We start from the raw sequence: 16,646 nt of genomic DNA, 5'->3' as shown, positions 1-16,646 counted from the left end.
GTTCAGGGCGAATTCGGTTACGGTCCTGCTCTCGGGGCTGATCTGTGAGGAGAACCTGCATGACCGAATCGTCCGGTTTGAGCCGTCGCGGCCTACTCGGAGCCGTCGCCGGCGTGACCGCCGCCACCGCCCTGCCCGCTCTACCCGCCTGGGCGGCGGACGACCAGCGTCCGGGCGCGATCCGCCCGCCGGCGCTGGACAAGTACGACCGTCAGATCGTGAAGGGCATCTCCTCGGAGCGGGCCCTGGAGCACCTCCGGGTGCTGTCGGAGAAGATCGGCCCGCGGATCGGCGGCACGGTCAGCGAGAAGCGCGCGGCCGACTACCTCGCCGGGCAGCTGGACCGGTTCGGCTACCGGACCCGGCTCGAGCCGTTCCCGGTCGCCGACAAGTTCACCGCCGAGATCGGCGACGTGCGCAACCTGCTGCCGAACGACATCTGCTGGCAGGCCGGCGCCGCTCCGGGCGGCAAGCTCAACGTGACCGTGCAGGGCCCGGTCCGCGACGTCGGCCCGGCGACCGCGCCGGTCTGGCCGGCCGACGTGGCCGGCGCTGTCGTGCTGGCCGACGACACCGCGGCCGCCCGGCCCGCGTTCGTCGCCGAGGCGGCGGCGCGCGGTGCGGTCGCGGTCATCCTGCTGCCGGCCGACCTGGTCTTCCCGCGGCGGGCGTCCGCGTTCTCGCCGAGCGGGCTCACCGACGCGCCGATCCCGGTGATCGGGGTCGCGCAGGTGCAGAAGCGGCTGCTGCGCGAGGCGCTGGCGGTGACCACCTCGCTGCCGCTGTCGATCACCACGACCGCGCACCGCGGCCTGATCTCGAACAACGTGATCGGCGAACGCCGCGGCCGGGGCAGCAACTCGCCGATCGTGATGGTGAGCGGCCACTACGACACCGTGATCGGCGCGCCCGGGGCGAACGACGACGGCTCCGGCACGGTGCTGACGCTGGAGCTGGCCCGGGTGCTGGCGAAGCTGCCGACCGAGGCGACGCTGCGGTTCGCGTTGTGGGGTTCGGAGGAGCAGGGCCTGATCGGGTCGCGCTACCACGTGGCGCAGCTCGCGCAGGACCAGCGCGACCGGTACCGGGCCGTGTTCCAGAACGACATGGTCGCGACCAGCTGGGACCCGGCGATCGTCTACTGGCTGCTGTCGTTCACCGGACTGGCGAACACCGCGACGGACGCCGTGCGGGCGTCCGGGCAGCGACTGGGCTACGAGCCGCAGATGGTCGGGCCGGTGACCCGCGGGGCCAGCGACCACCAGTCGTTCCAGGAGGTCGGCATCGCCGCCGCGAACTTCTCCTGGCGCGGCGAGGCGTCGCCGGCGCTGCTCGAGCCGCCGTACCACTCGCCGGAGGACACGATCGACAAGAACATCAGCCTGGAGCGTCTCCAGGTGTCGATGGAACTGATCGGCACCGCCGCGTACTCCGTGGCCCGGCGCGCCTGATCCCCGCGCTCACGACGCCCTGGCGGGCCGGCTCGGACCGGCCGCCAGGGCGTCGGCGTTGCGGCGTGCCCCGCCGGATAGGCTCGGGGGGACATGTCACCTCGGCGGCGCAAGCCCTCCAAGCACCAACGGCCGGTCAGCGACCGGCCGTTGCTCGGTGGTACCCAGGAGCGGCAGAGCCGGCTGGACGGCGACTGGATCGTCCGGCGGATCAGCGGCAGCGCGTCGGCCAAGGCCTACCGGTGCCCCGGCTGCGACCAGCAGATCCTGCCGAGCACCCCGCACGTGGTGGTCTGGCCGGAGAGCCCGAGCCTGCTGGCGGCGATCGGCGGCGCCCAGTCGCTGGACGAGCGCCGGCACTGGCACACCGCCTGCTGGCAGCGCCGACGCTGACATGGCCCGATCTGCCGAGGTGGTCGCGAAGACCGCACCCATCGCGAAGACCCCACCCATTTGCGAAGGAAGGTGTCGCATGAAGCTGCCCGTCACGTCGTACGGCGAGAGCGGTACGCCGGTCGTGGTGATGCACGGCCTGTTCGGTTCCGGCCGGAACTGGATGACAGCCGCTCGCCGGCTGGCCTCGGCGCACCGCGTGTTCGCGTTCGACCTGCGCAACCACGGCACCTCGCCGCACGTGCCGACGATGAGCTACCCGGAGCTGGCCGACGACGTCCGGGAGACGGTCGAGGGCCTCGGCGTCGGTCCGGTCGCGCTGGTCGGGCACTCGATGGGCGGCAAGGCCGCGATGCTGACCGCGCTCACCCATCCCGAGGTGGTCGAGCGGCTGGTCGTCGTGGACGCGGCGCCGGTTTCGTACCCGCCGCAGTTCGAGAAGTACGCCCGGGCGATGCGCACCGCCGACCTGTCGGCCGTCCAGCGCCGGGCGCAGGTGGACGAGCAGTTGGTCGACGCCGTGCCGTCGCCGGGAACGCGGGCGTTCCTGCTCCAGAACCTGGTCCTGGACGAGGCCGGCGCTCGCTGGCGGCCCAACCTCGACGTCATCGAGGCGGCGATCCCGCAGCTGTCGGCCTGGCCGGAGGACGTCACCGGCTCGTACGCCGGACCGACGCTGTTCGTGTACGGCGGCAAGTCGGACTACGTGCAGCAGGACCACCAGGCCCTGATCCAGGGCTACTTCCCGCAGGTCCGGTACGAGGTGGTCGCCGAGGCCGGGCACTGGGTGCACGCCGAGCGGCTGGACGACTTCCTCGCCGTGGTCACGCCGTTCCTGGCCTGACCGCTGGACTGTGACTGATTGACCTGCTGTGTACTGGTTAGGTAAATTTCTACCCAGACGCACGGGAGGTGCCGGTGAACAGATCCGTCCTGGCCGTCGGCGGCCACATCGGGGACATGGACCTGGCGGCCGGTCCGACGCTGGCCAAGCTCGTCGGAGAAGGCGCGAACGCCACGATCGTCGCGCTGACGCCGGGGGAGCGCGGGCACCCGCGGCTGTCGCCGGCGGAGTACGAGCGGCAGAAGGTCGCCGAGGGTGAGGCGTTCGCGAGCGCGATCGGTGCCGACTTCATGGTGCTCGGGCACAGCGAGGGCTTCCTGCCGGACACCGACGAGGTGGCGCTCGAACTGGCCACGATCATCCGCGAGAAGCAGCCGGACCTGGTGATCACGCACTGGCGGCACAGCAGCCAGCGCGACCACGAGCACGCCGCGCGGCTCACCGAGCGGGCGCGCTACCTGGCCGACCTGCCGATGGAGCACGAACTGCCGCGGCACGCCGTCCGGACCCTGCTGCACGCCGAGCACGCCGAGGACCTGCGCGACTTCGTGCCCACGGCGTACGTGCCGATCCCGGACGAGGCGTTCTACCGCTGGGTGGGCGCGATCCGGCACCAGGCCTTCGCCCGCGGCGAGACCGACGGGTTCCGGCACATCGACTACTACACCGCGCTGATGACGATGCGCGGCTGCCAGGCCGGCTACCCCCGGGCCTGCGCGGTCACCGATCTCAGCGGTCCGGAGATCACCAAACTCTCCGGGCCGTGACGGCGTCGCCGCCGGCCGGCCGCCGTCAGGAGGCGTCGGCCTTGCGGACCCAGACCTCGCGCACGATCAGCAGGATCGCGGCCGCGGTCGGGATCGCCAGCAGCGCGCCGACGACGCCGAGCAGCGCACCGCCGAGCAGCGCCGCGATCACCGTGACCGCACCGGGGATGTCGACCGCCCGGCGCATGATTCGCGGTGCGACCACGTAGTTCTCGACCTGCTGGTAGATCACGCCGTACGCCAGGCAGGCGATACCGACCCAGAGCCCGTCGGTGAAGCCGATCGCGGCGACCAGCACGACGCCGATCAGGCCACCGACCATCGGGATGAACGCGGTGAACATGACCACGATCGCCAGCGCCACGGCGTAGTCGCGCAGGCCGACGATCTGCAGGAACACGAACATGACGACCCCGGCGCACAGGGCCACCAGGAACTGGCCGCTGACGTAGCCGCCGACCCGGCCGAGCACCTCGTCGCCGAGGATCGAGACCCGGGTCCGCCGACTGGCCGGCACCAGGCTGTACGCCGCGCGCTTCACCGACGGCAGCGAGGCCAGGAAGTACAGGGTCAGGATCAGGATGGTGAAGCCGGAGAACAGCGCGTTCGCGACCACCTTGCCGACACCGAGAATGCCGCCGAACGCCCGCTGCGCCAGGGCCGGGTCCTGGACGTAGTCCTGGGCCTTCTGGATGAACTGGTAGCGCTCGTTCAGCTCGTTCAGCGTCCTGGACTTGGTCAGCAGGTCGAGCCATTCCGGGGCGTTCCTGATCAGGCCGTTGATCTGGTCGGTCACCACCGGCACGATCGCGAAGCCGACGCCGGCGACCGCGAGGATCATCAGCAGGAACACCACGCCGACCGACAGGCCGCGGTTGAGCCCGCGGCGCATGAACCACTCGACCAGCGGGTTCAGGCCGACCGCGATGAACAACGAGACGACCAGCAGGATGAGCACCGACCGGGCCTGGCCGAGCGCGTTCCACAGCCCCCAGGCGACCAGTACGCCGAGCGCGGCGAAGAAGCCGAACACGAACGGGTTCGACCGGCGGATCGGCGGACCGGGCCGGCCCATGCCGTCGTCGGGGTGGCGCTCGTCCATCAGGAGCTGGCCGGCGACGTTGTCGTCGCGGTCCGACCGGTCGGCGGCCACTTCTGCCTGCACCGCCGACGACCTGGCGCGACTCGCCGAGGCGACCGCCCGACTGGCGGAGACCAGTGCCTGGTCGGCCGCGGTCTCCGCGTTGCCGGCCGAGCTGTTCGCCTCGTGGGCGGCGACTTCGGCCTCGTCCGCCGACTCGTCAGCCTTCACCGAGGACCCTTCCGCCTCCGCGGCCGCGGCCTCGGCCTCCTCAGCCGCCCCCTTCGCCTCCCGAGCCGCAGCCTCCACCGCCGCCAGCCGCGCCCGGTCGTCCCCGGCCACCTCGCCGCCCGCACCTGGTACGGACGCTTCGCCCGCAGCACGTGCGTCTCCGGCGTGCGCCGTCCCGGCGTCCGCCGTTGCGCCGGTGTCCGGCCGCGCGTCAGTGCTGTCGGGCCGTGAGTCAGCCTGCGGCTCGGGGTCGGGTCGGTCTGTGGAGTTGTTGTCGCCGGCTGGCGTCACTTCTGGTCCTTCGGGGATCGGTCGCTCTCGCCGTCCTTCGCCGAGGAGGCGAACGGGCGCTCGTTGACCTCGGTCCGCTGGTTCGCCAGGTCCTCGAGCCGGAACTCGTCGACCTGGGTCACGTCCTTCGGGTGGTCTGCGTCGGCGTGCTGTTCACCGGTGGCGTGGTCGAGCTGGTTCCGGTCCGCCGGCAGAGCCGTGTCGATCCGGGTGTCGTCGGCTCGGGGCGCACCCGCGTCGTCGCCCGCGAACGGGCTGCGGCCGGTGAACACTCCGGACGCCCCGTCGCCCGCCGACCCGGTCGCCGCCGTAGCGCCGGTCTGCGCCGGGGTGCCGGTCTGCGCCGGGGCCGCACCGGTCGGCGCGGTAGCTCCAGTGTGCGCCGGTGCCGCCGTCGCTCCGGCCGGCGCGTCGTACGCCGGGAAGGCCTGCGTCTGCTCCGCCGTGCCGCCGGCGGCCATCGCCGGAGCGGCGTACGCGCCAGGCGGCTGGTAGCCGCGCGGCGCGTCGGTCCCGGCCGCGAACGGGTTCGCCTCGGCCGGCCGCGCGAACGGGCTGTACGCCGGCGCCGCGGTCTCCGAGTCGAGCTCGGCGGCCTGCCGGGCGATGTTGCTGGCGATGTCGTTCAGCCCGGCGATCTGGGCCAGGATGCCGTCGCGGCGCTTGGCCAGCCGCTCGGTCTCCCGGGCGATCAGCGTGCGCGACCGCTCGGCCTCGTCGGCGGAGCTGGCCAGCTCGGCCTCGGCGCGGGTCCGTGCGGCCGACAGCACCTGCTCGGCCTCGCGCCGGGCCCGGGTCAGGGTCCGCTCGGCCGACTCCTCGGCCTCGGCCCGGATCTTGCGCGCCTGCTCGGTCGCCTCGGCGACCCGCCGCTCGGACGCCTCCGCGGCCTCCTGCATCTGGGTGGTCAGGTTCTCGGTGTCGGCGGCGATCTGGGCGTGCTTGTCGGCCAGCTCCTTCGCCTGCTGCTCCCGCTCGTCGGCCAGCCGGGCGCGCAGCGCGGCCGACTCGCGCTGGATCGCGGTGCGGATCTTCTCCGCCTCGTGCAGCGCGCCGTTCTTCAGGGTGCTCGACTGGGACTCCGCGGTCAGCTGCAGCTGCTCGGCCTTGCGCCGCGCGGCCGCCAGCACCTCGGCGGCCTCGGTCTCCGCCGTCCGGCGGATCTCGGCCGCGTCGCCCTCGGCGGTGCGCCGCAGGCTGTCCGACTCGTTCAGCGCGACGGTGCGGATGTCCTCCGCCTCCCGCTCGCCGGCCGCCCGGGCCGCGGCGGCTTCCTTCGCCGCGGTCACCCGCAGCTCCTCGGCCTCCCGGCGGGCCTCCTCGAGCGCCTCCTGCGCCTGGTCCTGGGCGAGCCGCAGGATTTGCGCGGCCCGGTCACCCAGCCCGGCGTACGAGGGGTTCGCGCTGGCCTCGAGCTGCCGCTTGGCCTCGTCCAGCTGCCGCTGCAACGGTGCCGCGCCGGTCTGCAGCTCCTCCACCTTGCTCCGCGACTCGGCGAGCTGCGCCTCCAGCGCGCGGACGTAGTCGTCCACGGCGTGTTTGTCGTACCCCCGGCGCGCGACGGGGAAGCCCCCGGCAGCGGTCGCCGTACGGTCGAAGAACGGCAGGCTCGACTCGTCAGCCATCCCTGAGTGTCCCTTCTGGCGGCTCGGATGAATCTCCCAGCGTAAGCCTGTCAGAGAGGGGGCCTGGGCACCTAATGGGGTGCTGGAGACGACGACCCCCGGGCCGATCCGTGCCGAAGGCACCGACCAGCCCGAGGCAGGCCGGCCTACCGGTCGCGGAACCGGTTGATCCGGTCCAGGTGCTTCGCGCGCAGCTCCTCGTCCCGCACGCCCAGTCCTTCGGCCGGCGCCAGCGTCAGCACCCCGACCTTGCCCTGGTGCAGGTTGCGGTGCACGTCGTACGCCGCCTGGCCGGTCTCCTCCAGCGGGTACACCCGGCTCACCGTCGGGTGCACCATGCCCTTCGCGATCAGCCGGTTGGCCTCCCACGCCTCGCGGTAGTTGGCGAAGTGCGACCCGACGATCCGCTTGAGGTTCATCCACAGGTACCGGTTGTCGTACTCGTGCAGGAAGCCCGACGTCGACGCGCAGGTGACGATCGTGCCGCCGCGGCGGGCGACGTAGACCGACGCCCCGAAGGTCTCCCGGCCGGGGTGCTCGAACACGATGTCGGGGTCGTCGCCGCCGGTCAGTTCGCGGATCTTCGCGCCGAGCCGCTTCCACTCCGTGGGGTCCTGGGTCTGCTCGTCGCGCCAGAACCGGTAGTCCTCCGCCGAGCGGTCGATGATCAGCTCGGCGCCCATCGCGCGGCAGATCTCGGCCTTCTCCGGCGACGAGACCACGCAGACCGGCACCGCGCCGCCGTTGAGCGCGAACTGGGTCGCGTACGAGCCGAGGCCCCCCGACGCGCCCCAGATCAGCACCACGTCACCCTGCTTCAGGTTGGCGCCGTTGGCCGAGACGAGCTGCCGGTACGCCGTACTGTTCACCAGCCCGGGACTCGCGGCCTCTTCCCAGGTCAGGTGGGCCGGCTTCGGCATCAGCTGGTTGGACTTGACCAGAGCGAGCTCGGCCAGGCCGCCGAAGTTGGTCTCGAAGCCCCAGATGCGCTGCTCGGAGTCGAGCATCGTGTCGTTGTGGCCGTCGGGAGACTCCAGCTCGACCGACAGACAGTGCGCGACGACCTCGTCGCCGGGCTTCCACGCGTTCACACCGGGGCCGGTGCGCAGCACGACACCGGCCAGGTCGGAGCCGACCACGTGGTACGGCAGGTCGTGCCGGGCGGTCAGCGGGGAAAGCTTGCCGTACCGCTTGAGGAAGGAGAACGTCGAGACCGGCTCGAAGATCGAGGTCCAGACGGTGTTGTAGTTGATCGCACTGGCCATCACCGCCACCAGCGCCTCGCCCGGGCCGAGCTCCGGCGTCGGGACGTCGTCCAGGTGCAGGCTCTTGCGCGGGTCCTTCTCCTTGGTCTCGAGCCCCTCGAACATCGCGGTCTCGTCGGCGTGCACGGTGATGCCGCGGTAGTGGTCGGGAACGTCGAGCCCCCCGAGGGTGGCGTTGTCACCGGCGAGGATCGCGTCGAGGATCTGCTTCACGTCATACCTCCAGAGCGGCGGTCGGGTGAGCGGAACTTACCGCCGAGTATGCCCGGGTCGCTGTGCGGTGAGACACAGTTCGCGGCCGGTGAGACCACCGTCACTTTTTCAGTCCAGCGCTGGCAGTGGTCTTATCGGCGGCTGGCCGCCGACGTCACCGCAGCCGGGTGTGCAGGCGGACCTGGGTGCCGGTGTCACCGGACCGGATCTGCACCAGGTCGCAGAGCTGGTGGGCCAGCCAGACACCCCGGCCGCCGAGGCCGTCCGCCGGCGGCAGTACCCGGCCGACCAGCAGGTCGTCGATCCGGCCACCGTCGGCGACGTCGCAGACCAGGTTGCCGTCAGCGGTCCACCACGACAGCCTGCCTTGGCCTCCGCCGAAGCGGACGCTGTTCGTGCAGATCTCGTGCAGCGCCAGCTCGATGTCCTCGATCCGCCCGGCCGGCATGCCCAGCTCCTTGGCCGCCGTGTTGACCTCGTACCGGACCTCGGTGAGGTCGTCTCGCCCGAACTCCCGCTGCCGCGCCTGCGCCGGTACTGCGGCCAGCGGCGTGCGGAAGACGCGCTCGGCGGCCGTGCGAGCCGGGCCGGCGGCGGAGACATGCACCTCGGCGGGACGGATCGGCAGCGAAGCGGAGTACGGGCAGCGGAGGTGGAAGGGGCTCGTGTGCTCGAACGCCACGTCCAGCAGCAGTTCGTGCAGCGCCGCCTCGGCGAGCTCGGACGGCGTACGGCCTGGGTAGGCGGGTTCGCCGAGACCGCGCAGCGGGATGTCGGGAGCCTGGTCGAGCAGGGTTCGCCACAGCGGGATGATGCGCGCCGGGTTGCGACCGAGCTGGGTCATGTCCAGGAAGACCACCTGGTCGGCGACGCCGTCCAGCTCCTTGCGCAGCAGGCTGTTGCGGACCTCGGGCAGCACCGCGACCACGGTCTCGCCGGCCGCCAGGCCGTCGTGCACGTACGTGACCGCCTGCCGGACGAAGTCGTCGTCATCGGTGTAGACGAAGGCGTCGTGCCGGAACCCCGCGGGTGCGAGGTGCGGAGACTCGGAAGCGCTGCCGGTCGGCACGCGCCCAGACTAGCTCTGTACTCACCGGTTGTAACCGTCCGACGGTCAAGTGGTGGACAACTTCACGGCGCGTGAGCGGACGTGCACCACCCATCAACCATCGGCGTCGGCGGGTGGGCAGGCGTGGACCGCGCGGGCGGTCGGCGCGGAGCCGGGCTCGCAGAGTGGTGCAGGTTCAGCGTGCGGGTTCGACGAGTTCCACCAGCACACCGCCGGCCGACTTCGGGTGGATGAAGTTGATCCGGGACCCGGCGGTGCCGCGGCGGGGCTCGTCGTACAGCAGTTGGGCGCCGCGCTCGCGCAGCGTCGCGGACACCGCGTCGAGATCGCGGACCCGGTAGGCGAGCTGCTGGATGCCGGGACCGTTGCGATCCAGGAACTTGGCGATCGGCGAGCTGTCCGACAGGGGAGCGAGCAGCTGGATCGACGACCCGGAGTCGCCGATCGACAGCATCGCCTCGCGAACGCCCTGCTCCTCGTTGACTTCCTCGTGGGCCACGGTCATGCCGAACGTCTCGGCGTAGAACCGGACGGCCTCGTCGAAGTCCGCGACCGCGACACCGACGTGGTCGATCGCCTCGAACAGGGTCTGGGTGGCGGTGAGGTGCTCCATCTGGCCAGAGTGGCCCAGCGAGCGGCCGGAAAGCCAACGAGTGTGGCCGAAACGACACCGGCGGCCGACTCGGTGTGACCGGATCGACAGCGGCGTACCAGTGCCGCCGCAGGTATCGTGAACGCATGTCTGACTCCACCCGCAGCTCGCAGCTCGAAACCGTCATCGTCGCCGGCGCGCGGACCCCGATCGGGCGGCTGCTCGGTGGCCTCAAGGGCTTCACCGGCGCCGACCTCGGCGGCTTCGCGATCAAGGGCGCGCTGGACAAGGCCGGCGTCGCGCCGGAGCAGGTCGAGTACGTGATCATGGGCCAGGTGCTGCAGGCCGGGGCCGGCCAGATCGCCGCCCGGCAGGCCGCGGTGAAGGCCGGCATCCCGATGGACGTGCCCGCGATCACCATCAACAAGGTCTGCCTGTCCGGCCTGAACGCGATCGCGCTCGCCTCCCAGCTGATCCGGGCCGGCGAGTACGACGTGGTGGTGGCCGGCGGCATGGAGTCGATGACGAACGCGCCGCACCTGCTGCCGAAGTCGCGCGAGGGCTTCAAGTACGGCGACACCACGCTGGTCGACTCGATGGCCTACGACGGCCTCTGGGACGCCTTCACCGACCAGGCGATGGGCTCGCTCACCGAGCAGCACAACACCGAGAACCTCGAGCTCACCCGCGAGGAGCAGGACCAGTTCAGCGCGCGGTCGCACCAGCTCGCCGCGGAGAGCTGGAAGAACGGTGTGTTCACCGACGAGGTGGTTCCGGTCGAGGTGCCGCAGCGCAAGGGCGACCCGCTGGTCGTGGACACCGACGAAGGCGTGCGTGGCGACACCACGGTGGAGTCGCTGGCCAAGCTGCGGCCGGCGTTCGGCAAGGACGGCACGATCACCGCGGGCTCGGCGTCGCAGATCTCCGACGGCGGCTGCGCGGTCGTCGTGATGAGCAAGGCGAAGGCCGAGGAGCTCGGGCTCAGCTGGATCGCCGAGATCGGCGCGCACGGCTCGGTGGCCGGGCCGGACTCGTCCCTGCAGAGTCAGCCGGCGAAGGCGATCGTCAAGGCCTGCTCGAAGGAGGGTGTCGACCCGGCCGCGCTCGACCTGATCGAGATCAACGAGGCGTTCGCCGCGGTCGGTATCGCCAGCGCCCGTGAGTTGAACCTCGACCTCGACAAGGTCAACGTGAACGGCGGCGCGATCGCGCTCGGCCACCCGATCGGTATGTCCGGCGCCCGGCTCGTGCTGCACCTGGCGCTCGAGCTGCAGCGCCGCGGCGGTGGCACCGGTGTGGCCGCGCTCTGCGGTGGCGGCGGTCAGGGCGACGCGCTGATCCTCCGGGTTCCGGTCAGGAGCTGACGGCCGAGCCGATACTGACCTGATGTCACGACGTACCGCACCGGTCGCCGAACTCGTCGAACGGGCCCGGGAAGGCGACTCCCGGTCCGTCGCCCGGCTGATCTCGCTGGTCGAGGACGAGTCGCCGCTGCTGCGAGAGGTGATGGCCGCGCTCGCGCCGCACGCGGGCCAGGCGCACATCGTCGGCATCACCGGATCGCCCGGGGTGGGCAAGTCGACGTCCACCTCGGCGCTGGTCTCGGCGTACCGGGCGACCGGCAAGCGGGTCGGCGTCCTGGCGGTGGATCCGTCCTCGCCGTTCTCCGGCGGCGCGTTGCTGGGCGACCGGGTGCGGATGCAGGACCACGCGACCGACGCCGGGGTGTTCATCCGGTCGATGGCGTCGCGCGGGCACCTCGGCGGACTGGCCTGGACGACACCGCAGGCCCTGCGGGTGCTCGACGCGGCCGGCTTCGACGTCGTGCTGGTGGAGACCGTCGGGGTCGGGCAGTCCGAGGTGGAGATCGCCGGGATGGCCGACACCACGCTGGTGCTGCTGGCGCCGGGCATGGGGGACGGGATCCAGGCGGCCAAGGCGGGCATTCTCGAGGTCGGCGACATCTACGTGGTGAACAAGGCCGATCGCGACGGCGCCCAGAACGTCACCCGCGACCTGCGGGCGATGCTCGCACTGGCCGAGCGTGAGCCGGACGACTGGCGGCCGCCGATCCTCAAAACCGTTGCCAGCCGCAACGAAGGGGTGGACGAGGTGGTCGCGGCGATCGAGGACCGGCTGGTCTGGATGCGCGGCTCGGGTGTGCTGGCGGACCGGCGCCGGAGCCGGGCCCGGGACGAGATCGAGGCGATCGCGATGACCGCGCTGCGGTCCCGGTTCGCGCACCTGCACGGCGACGCGCGGCTGGACGTGCTGGCGGCCAAGGTGGCGACCGGTGCGACCGACCCGTACGCCGCGGCCGACGAGCTGATCGCGGCGCTCTGACGGGTGCCGCCTCGGGGCTCCGGCCGGCGGTTCGGGCTCGAGGCGGTCGGTGGTGGTCGCGCTGTGCGCTGGATCGAGCGTTTGCCTGCGACAGATGAACACGCTGTGTCACATCCATGGTTGAATAGGTCCGAAGACGGGCAGATCACCCGGCGAAGCCGTCCGCGAGCGACGTGCGTCTCATGGCGGCGCGCCGGTGGCTGCCATGCCCCCCGATCCGTTACAGAATGGATCTTGTCGCGATGGGCATTGGCGATGGACTGTGTTCAGGCAGTGACAGATGGTAACTATCCGTGATAGAAACGCAGTCGACCGAGTTGGTTGCGAACGAGGAGTGGTGACATGCCGAAGAAGCTGCTGATCTGGCTGGTCATCGCCTTTGCGGCGTTCTACCTGTTCACCCAGCCGGTGGGTGCTGCGGACGCCGTAGGAGGTGCGTTCTCGGCCGTCGGTGATGCGTTCGGGAGCGTGATCACGTTCCTGTCCGCCCTGTTCAACTGATCTTGGCGTCGAGTGTCCCGTCACGAGCGATCGTGCGGGACACTTGACCTGTAGAGATCGTGGCCGAACGGCCGACAGCGGGGTGGACAGGGGAGTGAGTGGATGGCCGGAATAGGCCTGTTCCGGATCTTCGACCCGAAGGTCCGGCGCCATCTCATCTCGGACGAAGGCGAAGTCGTCATCGACGAGGTGCGGCACCACTGGGTGGTGTTCGCGTTGCCGATGCTCGAGGTGGCCCTGGCGACGGGTTTGCTGATCACGATGCTGTGGATGCCGATGACCGGCGCCGGGGTGGTGCTGGTGATCGTGCTGGTGCTGCTCGGGCACGCTTTCTGGCGGTTCCTCAGCGAGCACCGGGACCGGTTCGTGGTCACCAACATGCGGGTGATGCGGATCCGGGGCGTGTTCTCCCAGACCGTCGCGACCACGCCGATCGCCCGAATCCTCGACATCACCCTGCAGAAGCCGATCGTCGGCCGGTTCTTCGGTTACGGGCACTTCGTCTTCGAGTCCGCCGCGCAGGACCAGGGTTTCCGTGAGATCAGGTTCGTCAGCCGGCCCGACGACCGTGACCTGACCATCCAGCGCGTCATCCAGCGCACCGGCCTGCGCGCCTCCGCCAGCGTCGACGTCGTGCAAGGCGACGACGACGACACCGACGACGACGGCACCGGCCCGATCGGGATGGACAGCTCCCAGGACGTCACCACCACGGTCCCCCGGCAGGTCCCCGCCGCCACCCGGGTGGCGAGCAGCAGCTCCAAGTCCATCTTCAACAGCGAACGCGCCAACTGGACCGACCAGGACCGCGAGGACTGAGTCCGCCCTACGGCACCCAGATCTCGCGTCCCACCGCGCCGGCGCGGGCGGTGTGCAGATGGTCGAGGAACGCCGCCAAGCCGGGGTGGGGGTTGTCCTCGCGCCAGATGATCGAGTGGGGGTAGACCGGGGTCGGGTCGACGACCTGGAGGCGGCGGAGGTCGTACGCCTCGGGCCAGAGGTAGCGCGTGCCCTCGCCGACGAAGGTGGCGCGGTCGGCGGAGGTGGCGAGTTCGTCGAGCAGGACCTCGACGCCGAAGCTCGGGCCGGCGGTGTCGATGGCGAGGGAGAACGCCGCCGCGAGCTGGTCGTAGTACGTGCCCCACTCGGTGTCGGAACGCAGGCCGGGCATCCAGATCCGGTACGGCGCGAGGTCGGCGAGCGTGAGCTGATCGGCTGAAGCCAGCGGGTGCCGGGGGCCGACGAGCAACTGGTGCGGATCGTCGATCACGCGCGCCGCGCGTACCGGCGGGACGATCTGGCGCCGGTCCCAAACCGCCCGGAAGGTGGCGTCGATCGTGCCGTTGGCCACGGCTGCCACGGCGGTGCCGGCGGACGCGTCGGGCAAGGTGACCACGTCGAGCTCGACGCCGGGATGCGACTGGTGGAAGGCGTGCAGGGCCGTCGCCGGTGCGGTCCGGCGGTTCAGGACGTCGATCCGCAGCGGGCGCCGGCCGGCCAGGACCGACGCTTCCGCGCGTTCGGCGGCGCGCAGCAGTTCACGCGCGGGCGGCAGGAACGCCTGCCCGTCGATGCTCAACTGGGCGCCGCGCGGCGATCGCGCGAACAGCAGAACGCCGAGCTGGCGCTCCAACGCCGCAATGCGCTTCGAGACGGCCTGCTGGGTCACCCCGAGCTCGTCGGCCGCGGCCTGGAACTGGCCTGCTTCGGCTGCCGCCACGAACGTCCGCACGGCCTCGAGCTCCACGGGCAGAACTGTAGGTGAACAACCAGACGTTGTGGCGCGCTGCCGGCCCGGTTGTTTGCGCCGCCGATCGCCCGATTGATTGGCTGCGGAGATGACCACCCTGACAGTGCCGCCGGACTTCCGGGAGCGCGTCGCGCGCGCGATCCGGCTGACCGAGCAGCTCAACACCCTTCCGTACGACGACCAGCCCGCGATCCGGGCGACATGGAGCGAGCTCATCGGCCGCCCGGTCGACGAGACCTTCCGCCTGATTCCGCCCGTCTACTCCGACTACGGCATCAACGTCCGGGTCGGCCGCGATGTGTTCGTCAACCAGGGCTGCCGGTTCAACGATTTCGGCGGCATCGAGATCGGCGACCAGGTGATGCTGGGGCCGAACGTCAGCCTGATCAGTTCCGGCCACCCGGTCGCGCCCGCGCAGCGGCGTTCGGGCATCACCGCGGCACCGATCCGGGTCGAGCGCAACGTCTGGATCGGCGCCTCGGCGATCATCCTGCAGGGGGTGACGGTCGGCGCGGACGCCGTCGTGGGTGCCGGCGCGGTGGTCACCCGCGACGTACCGCCGGGAGCGCTGGTGGCCGGTTCACCGGCGCGCGTCGTTCGTGACCTCTACTAGGGCGTGGTGATCACGCCCTGCCGGTCGGTCAGGTGGTGCACTCCGCCACCCGGGCGCGGAAGGCCGTGACCACCGCGTCGTCGCCCGCGGTCTGCACCAGCTGCTGGTCCAGGCGGCCCCAGAGCCACAGGAAGATCTCGGTGGGCTCGCCGAAGACCTCGGCGTCGGCGGGGCCGTCGGTGCCGGAGGTGACCGTGGCGCTGGTGGCGTTGGCGTCGACCGTCCAGGACCGGCCCGCGGTGGTGATGCGGACGGTGGCGTCGACCGGGTGCTCGGTGTCGCCCTCCGCCCACCACGGACCGCCGAGCATCAGGACGAGCAGCTCGTCGATACCGTCCACGGCCAGCTCCTGGTCGACCGGCGTGGCGATGTCGTGGGCCAGCTCGGCGTCGATGCGGTGCACGGCGGTCTCCAGCGCCATCCGGCGGAACCAGAAGCCGGAGGTGTGGTCGTCGGGGGAGAAGGTCCAGGTCTCCAGCGACGTGCCGGCCTGCTCGAGCGCCTCGACGATGCCGGCCCGCGCCTCGTCGTACAGGGCGAAGGTGTCGTGGGCGGTCAGGTCCGGCGGCCACGGGTCGGGCCGACGGCCCAGGCGGAGGATCTCGATCTTGTGCAGGTAGACGGTCGCGGTGTGCCGCAGGACCGTGTCGACGGTCCAGCCGGGACAGCTCGGCACGGTGGCGGCCAGGCCGATCCGGCCGACCTCGGCGAGGCGGGACGAGTCGGCTCGCAGGCAGTCGAGGTAGAAGGATGCGCGTTCGGGCGGTAGCGACATGGCCCGAGCATGGCACCTTCGACCGACAGTTCGGCAGAGCCCGGTCGCGCCGGGTCGTCAGGTCAGCCGTGCGGGCGGTCGCGGCGGTTAACCTTCCGGCATGGCGAGGAAGAGACCGTTGCCGTTCGACCCGATCGACGAGGCATCGCGGCAGTGGGCGCGGCGCTGGGGCGCGGTCGAGCAGATGCGCGCCGTCACCTCCCTGATGCGGGCCCAGCAGATCGTGATCGGAGAACTGGACGACATCCTGCGCAAGCACAACCTGAGCTTCGCCCGGTTCGAGGCGCTGGTCCTGCTGACCTTCTCCCGGCGCGGCTCGCTCCCGCTGGGCAAGATGGGGGAGCGGCTCCAGGTCCACCCGACGTCGGTCACCTCGATCGTCCGCCGGCTGGAAGCCGCCGGCCTCGTCACCCGGACCCCGCACCCGGACGACGGCCGAGCGGTGCTCTGCGCGATCACTCCTGAGGGTCGCGAACTGGTCGAGCGCGCGACCGCCGACCTGGTCGCCGCCGACTTCGCCCTGCGCGGTCTCACCGACGAGCAGCTGAAGGTCCTCTGGTCGGTGCTGGAACCCCTCCGCCACAACGCCGGCGACTTCTAGCCGCGCCCCGGTCCCGTTCCCGTCCGCCGACCCGCCGGACCCGACCTTGAGCACCACCCAGCCACCCCCACCCGCCGAAAACGGCTGCCCCGCGCTCAAAGTCGCCGCAACCTCCACGGCAGCCCGACTTTGAGCACCGGGCAGTCGTCGCGCGCCGAGGCAGACGGCTGGGCCGTGCTCGAGGTGGACGGCTGGGGCGGAGGGCGACTTTGAGCACCGGGCAGTTGTCGCGCGCCGAGGC

General features: G+C 71.4%; 17 protein-coding genes. 10 read left to right on the top strand and 7 right to left on the bottom strand.

All coding sequences use genetic code 11. From position 1 onward, the window contains the following. Positions 1-59 precede the first annotated feature (59 nt). From KFLA_RS24755 to KFLA_RS24740, 4 genes are all read left to right on the top strand, one after another. A complete protein-coding gene (locus KFLA_RS24755) occupies positions 60-1,451 on the top strand; it encodes a M28 family peptidase (RefSeq protein WP_012922565.1) in 1,392 nt (463 codons plus the stop codon). A gap of 93 nt (positions 1,452-1,544) precedes the next feature. Next, positions 1,545-1,844 carry a hypothetical protein gene (locus tag KFLA_RS24750; protein WP_012922564.1) on the top strand — a complete coding sequence of 100 codons (300 nt, stop codon included), beginning with the start codon at positions 1,545-1,547 and terminating at the stop codon, positions 1,842-1,844. 79 nt (positions 1,845-1,923) lie between these two features. Further along, on the top strand, positions 1,924-2,688 hold the full coding sequence (locus KFLA_RS24745; RefSeq protein ID WP_012922563.1) for an alpha/beta fold hydrolase: 765 nt from the start codon (positions 1,924-1,926) through the stop codon (positions 2,686-2,688). A gap of 74 nt (positions 2,689-2,762) precedes the next feature. Continuing rightward, on the top strand, positions 2,763-3,455 hold the full coding sequence (locus KFLA_RS24740) for a PIG-L deacetylase family protein (RefSeq protein ID WP_012922562.1): 693 nt from the start codon (positions 2,763-2,765) through the stop codon (positions 3,453-3,455). A 25-nt stretch (positions 3,456-3,480) separates the two neighbouring features. On the opposite strand, the gene KFLA_RS24735 is transcribed toward KFLA_RS24740, so the two are convergent. The 5 genes from KFLA_RS24735 to mce form a co-directional block, all read right to left on the bottom strand. Beyond that, a complete protein-coding gene (locus tag KFLA_RS24735; protein WP_148256728.1) occupies positions 3,481-4,878 on the bottom strand; it encodes an AI-2E family transporter in 1,398 nt (465 codons plus the stop codon). Between the two features lie 176 nt (positions 4,879-5,054). Further along, positions 5,055-6,683: a hypothetical protein gene (locus tag KFLA_RS24730; protein ID WP_012922560.1), complete on the bottom strand. Its 1,629-nt coding sequence runs from the start codon at positions 6,681-6,683 to the stop codon at positions 5,055-5,057. A gap of 146 nt (positions 6,684-6,829) precedes the next feature. Beyond that, positions 6,830-8,161: a crotonyl-CoA carboxylase/reductase gene (gene ccrA / locus KFLA_RS24725; protein ID WP_012922559.1), complete on the bottom strand. Its 1,332-nt coding sequence runs from the start codon at positions 8,159-8,161 to the stop codon at positions 6,830-6,832. Positions 8,162-8,315: 154 nt separating this feature from the next. Then, positions 8,316-9,230, bottom strand: a complete 915-nt coding sequence (locus tag KFLA_RS24720) for a sensor histidine kinase (protein WP_012922558.1) — start codon at positions 9,228-9,230, stop codon at positions 8,316-8,318. Positions 9,231-9,405: 175 nt separating this feature from the next. Then, complete coding sequence (gene mce, locus KFLA_RS24715; RefSeq protein ID WP_012922557.1) at positions 9,406-9,843, bottom strand: methylmalonyl-CoA epimerase; 438 nt, start codon at positions 9,841-9,843, stop codon at positions 9,406-9,408. 125 nt (positions 9,844-9,968) lie between these two features. On the opposite strand from mce, the gene KFLA_RS24710 reads away from it, so the two are divergent. From KFLA_RS24710 to KFLA_RS24700, 4 genes are all read left to right on the top strand, one after another. Beyond that, on the top strand, positions 9,969-11,186 hold the full coding sequence (locus KFLA_RS24710) for an acetyl-CoA C-acetyltransferase (RefSeq protein WP_012922556.1): 1,218 nt from the start codon (positions 9,969-9,971) through the stop codon (positions 11,184-11,186). Positions 11,187-11,208: 22 nt separating this feature from the next. After that, positions 11,209-12,165: a methylmalonyl Co-A mutase-associated GTPase MeaB gene (gene meaB / locus KFLA_RS24705; protein ID WP_012922555.1), complete on the top strand. Its 957-nt coding sequence runs from the start codon at positions 11,209-11,211 to the stop codon at positions 12,163-12,165. 342 nt (positions 12,166-12,507) lie between these two features. Further along, positions 12,508-12,666, top strand: coding sequence for a hypothetical protein (locus KFLA_RS38450; protein ID WP_012922554.1), 159 nt, complete (start codon positions 12,508-12,510; stop codon positions 12,664-12,666). A 102-nt stretch (positions 12,667-12,768) separates the two neighbouring features. Then, complete coding sequence (locus tag KFLA_RS24700) at positions 12,769-13,485, top strand: PH domain-containing protein (RefSeq protein WP_012922553.1); 717 nt, start codon at positions 12,769-12,771, stop codon at positions 13,483-13,485. A gap of 7 nt (positions 13,486-13,492) precedes the next feature. Here KFLA_RS24700 and KFLA_RS24695 read toward each other — a convergent pair whose 3' ends face one another. Then, on the bottom strand, positions 13,493-14,413 hold the full coding sequence (locus KFLA_RS24695; RefSeq protein ID WP_041289468.1) for a LysR family transcriptional regulator: 921 nt from the start codon (positions 14,411-14,413) through the stop codon (positions 13,493-13,495). A 91-nt stretch (positions 14,414-14,504) separates the two neighbouring features. Between KFLA_RS24695 and KFLA_RS24690 the strand changes: the two genes are divergently transcribed. Beyond that, positions 14,505-15,029: a sugar O-acetyltransferase gene (locus KFLA_RS24690; RefSeq protein ID WP_012922551.1), complete on the top strand. Its 525-nt coding sequence runs from the start codon at positions 14,505-14,507 to the stop codon at positions 15,027-15,029. A gap of 28 nt (positions 15,030-15,057) precedes the next feature. Here KFLA_RS24690 and KFLA_RS24685 read toward each other — a convergent pair whose 3' ends face one another. After that, complete coding sequence (locus tag KFLA_RS24685) at positions 15,058-15,804, bottom strand: maleylpyruvate isomerase family mycothiol-dependent enzyme (RefSeq protein ID WP_012922550.1); 747 nt, start codon at positions 15,802-15,804, stop codon at positions 15,058-15,060. Between the two features lie 100 nt (positions 15,805-15,904). On the opposite strand from KFLA_RS24685, the gene KFLA_RS24680 reads away from it, so the two are divergent. Beyond that, positions 15,905-16,405 (top strand): MarR family winged helix-turn-helix transcriptional regulator, encoded by a 501-nt coding sequence (locus KFLA_RS24680; RefSeq protein ID WP_012922549.1) that lies wholly within the window; start codon positions 15,905-15,907, stop codon positions 16,403-16,405. Positions 16,406-16,646 lie beyond the last annotated feature (241 nt).

Source organism: Kribbella flavida DSM 17836 (assembly GCF_000024345.1).
GTDB lineage: Bacteria > Actinomycetota > Actinomycetes > Propionibacteriales > Kribbellaceae > Kribbella > Kribbella flavida.
The sequence above is the reverse complement of the archived record's forward strand: the minus strand, read 5'-3'. Positions and strand labels throughout refer to the sequence as shown.

Bases quoted from the DNA above. Each gene is read 5' to 3' on its own strand.
- meaB (WP_012922555.1), top strand. From the start codon at position 11,209: ATGTCACGACGTACCGCACCGGTCGCCGAACTCGTCGAACGGGCCCGG.
- mce (WP_012922557.1), bottom strand. From the start codon at position 9,843: ATGGAGCACCTCACCGCCACCCAGACCCTGTTCGAGGCGATCGACCAC.
- KFLA_RS24700 (WP_012922553.1), top strand. From the start codon at position 12,769: ATGGCCGGAATAGGCCTGTTCCGGATCTTCGACCCGAAGGTCCGGCGC.
- KFLA_RS24730 (WP_012922560.1), bottom strand. From the start codon at position 6,683: ATGGCTGACGAGTCGAGCCTGCCGTTCTTCGACCGTACGGCGACCGCT.
- KFLA_RS24745 (WP_012922563.1), top strand. From the start codon at position 1,924: ATGAAGCTGCCCGTCACGTCGTACGGCGAGAGCGGTACGCCGGTCGTG.
- KFLA_RS24750 (WP_012922564.1), top strand. From the start codon at position 1,545: ATGTCACCTCGGCGGCGCAAGCCCTCCAAGCACCAACGGCCGGTCAGC.
- KFLA_RS24755 (WP_012922565.1), top strand. From the start codon at position 60: ATGACCGAATCGTCCGGTTTGAGCCGTCGCGGCCTACTCGGAGCCGTC.
- KFLA_RS24690 (WP_012922551.1), top strand. From the start codon at position 14,505: ATGACCACCCTGACAGTGCCGCCGGACTTCCGGGAGCGCGTCGCGCGC.
- KFLA_RS24685 (WP_012922550.1), bottom strand. From the start codon at position 15,804: ATGTCGCTACCGCCCGAACGCGCATCCTTCTACCTCGACTGCCTGCGA.
- KFLA_RS24710 (WP_012922556.1), top strand. From the start codon at position 9,969: ATGTCTGACTCCACCCGCAGCTCGCAGCTCGAAACCGTCATCGTCGCC.
- KFLA_RS24680 (WP_012922549.1), top strand. From the start codon at position 15,905: ATGGCGAGGAAGAGACCGTTGCCGTTCGACCCGATCGACGAGGCATCG.
- KFLA_RS38450 (WP_012922554.1), top strand. From the start codon at position 12,508: ATGCCGAAGAAGCTGCTGATCTGGCTGGTCATCGCCTTTGCGGCGTTC.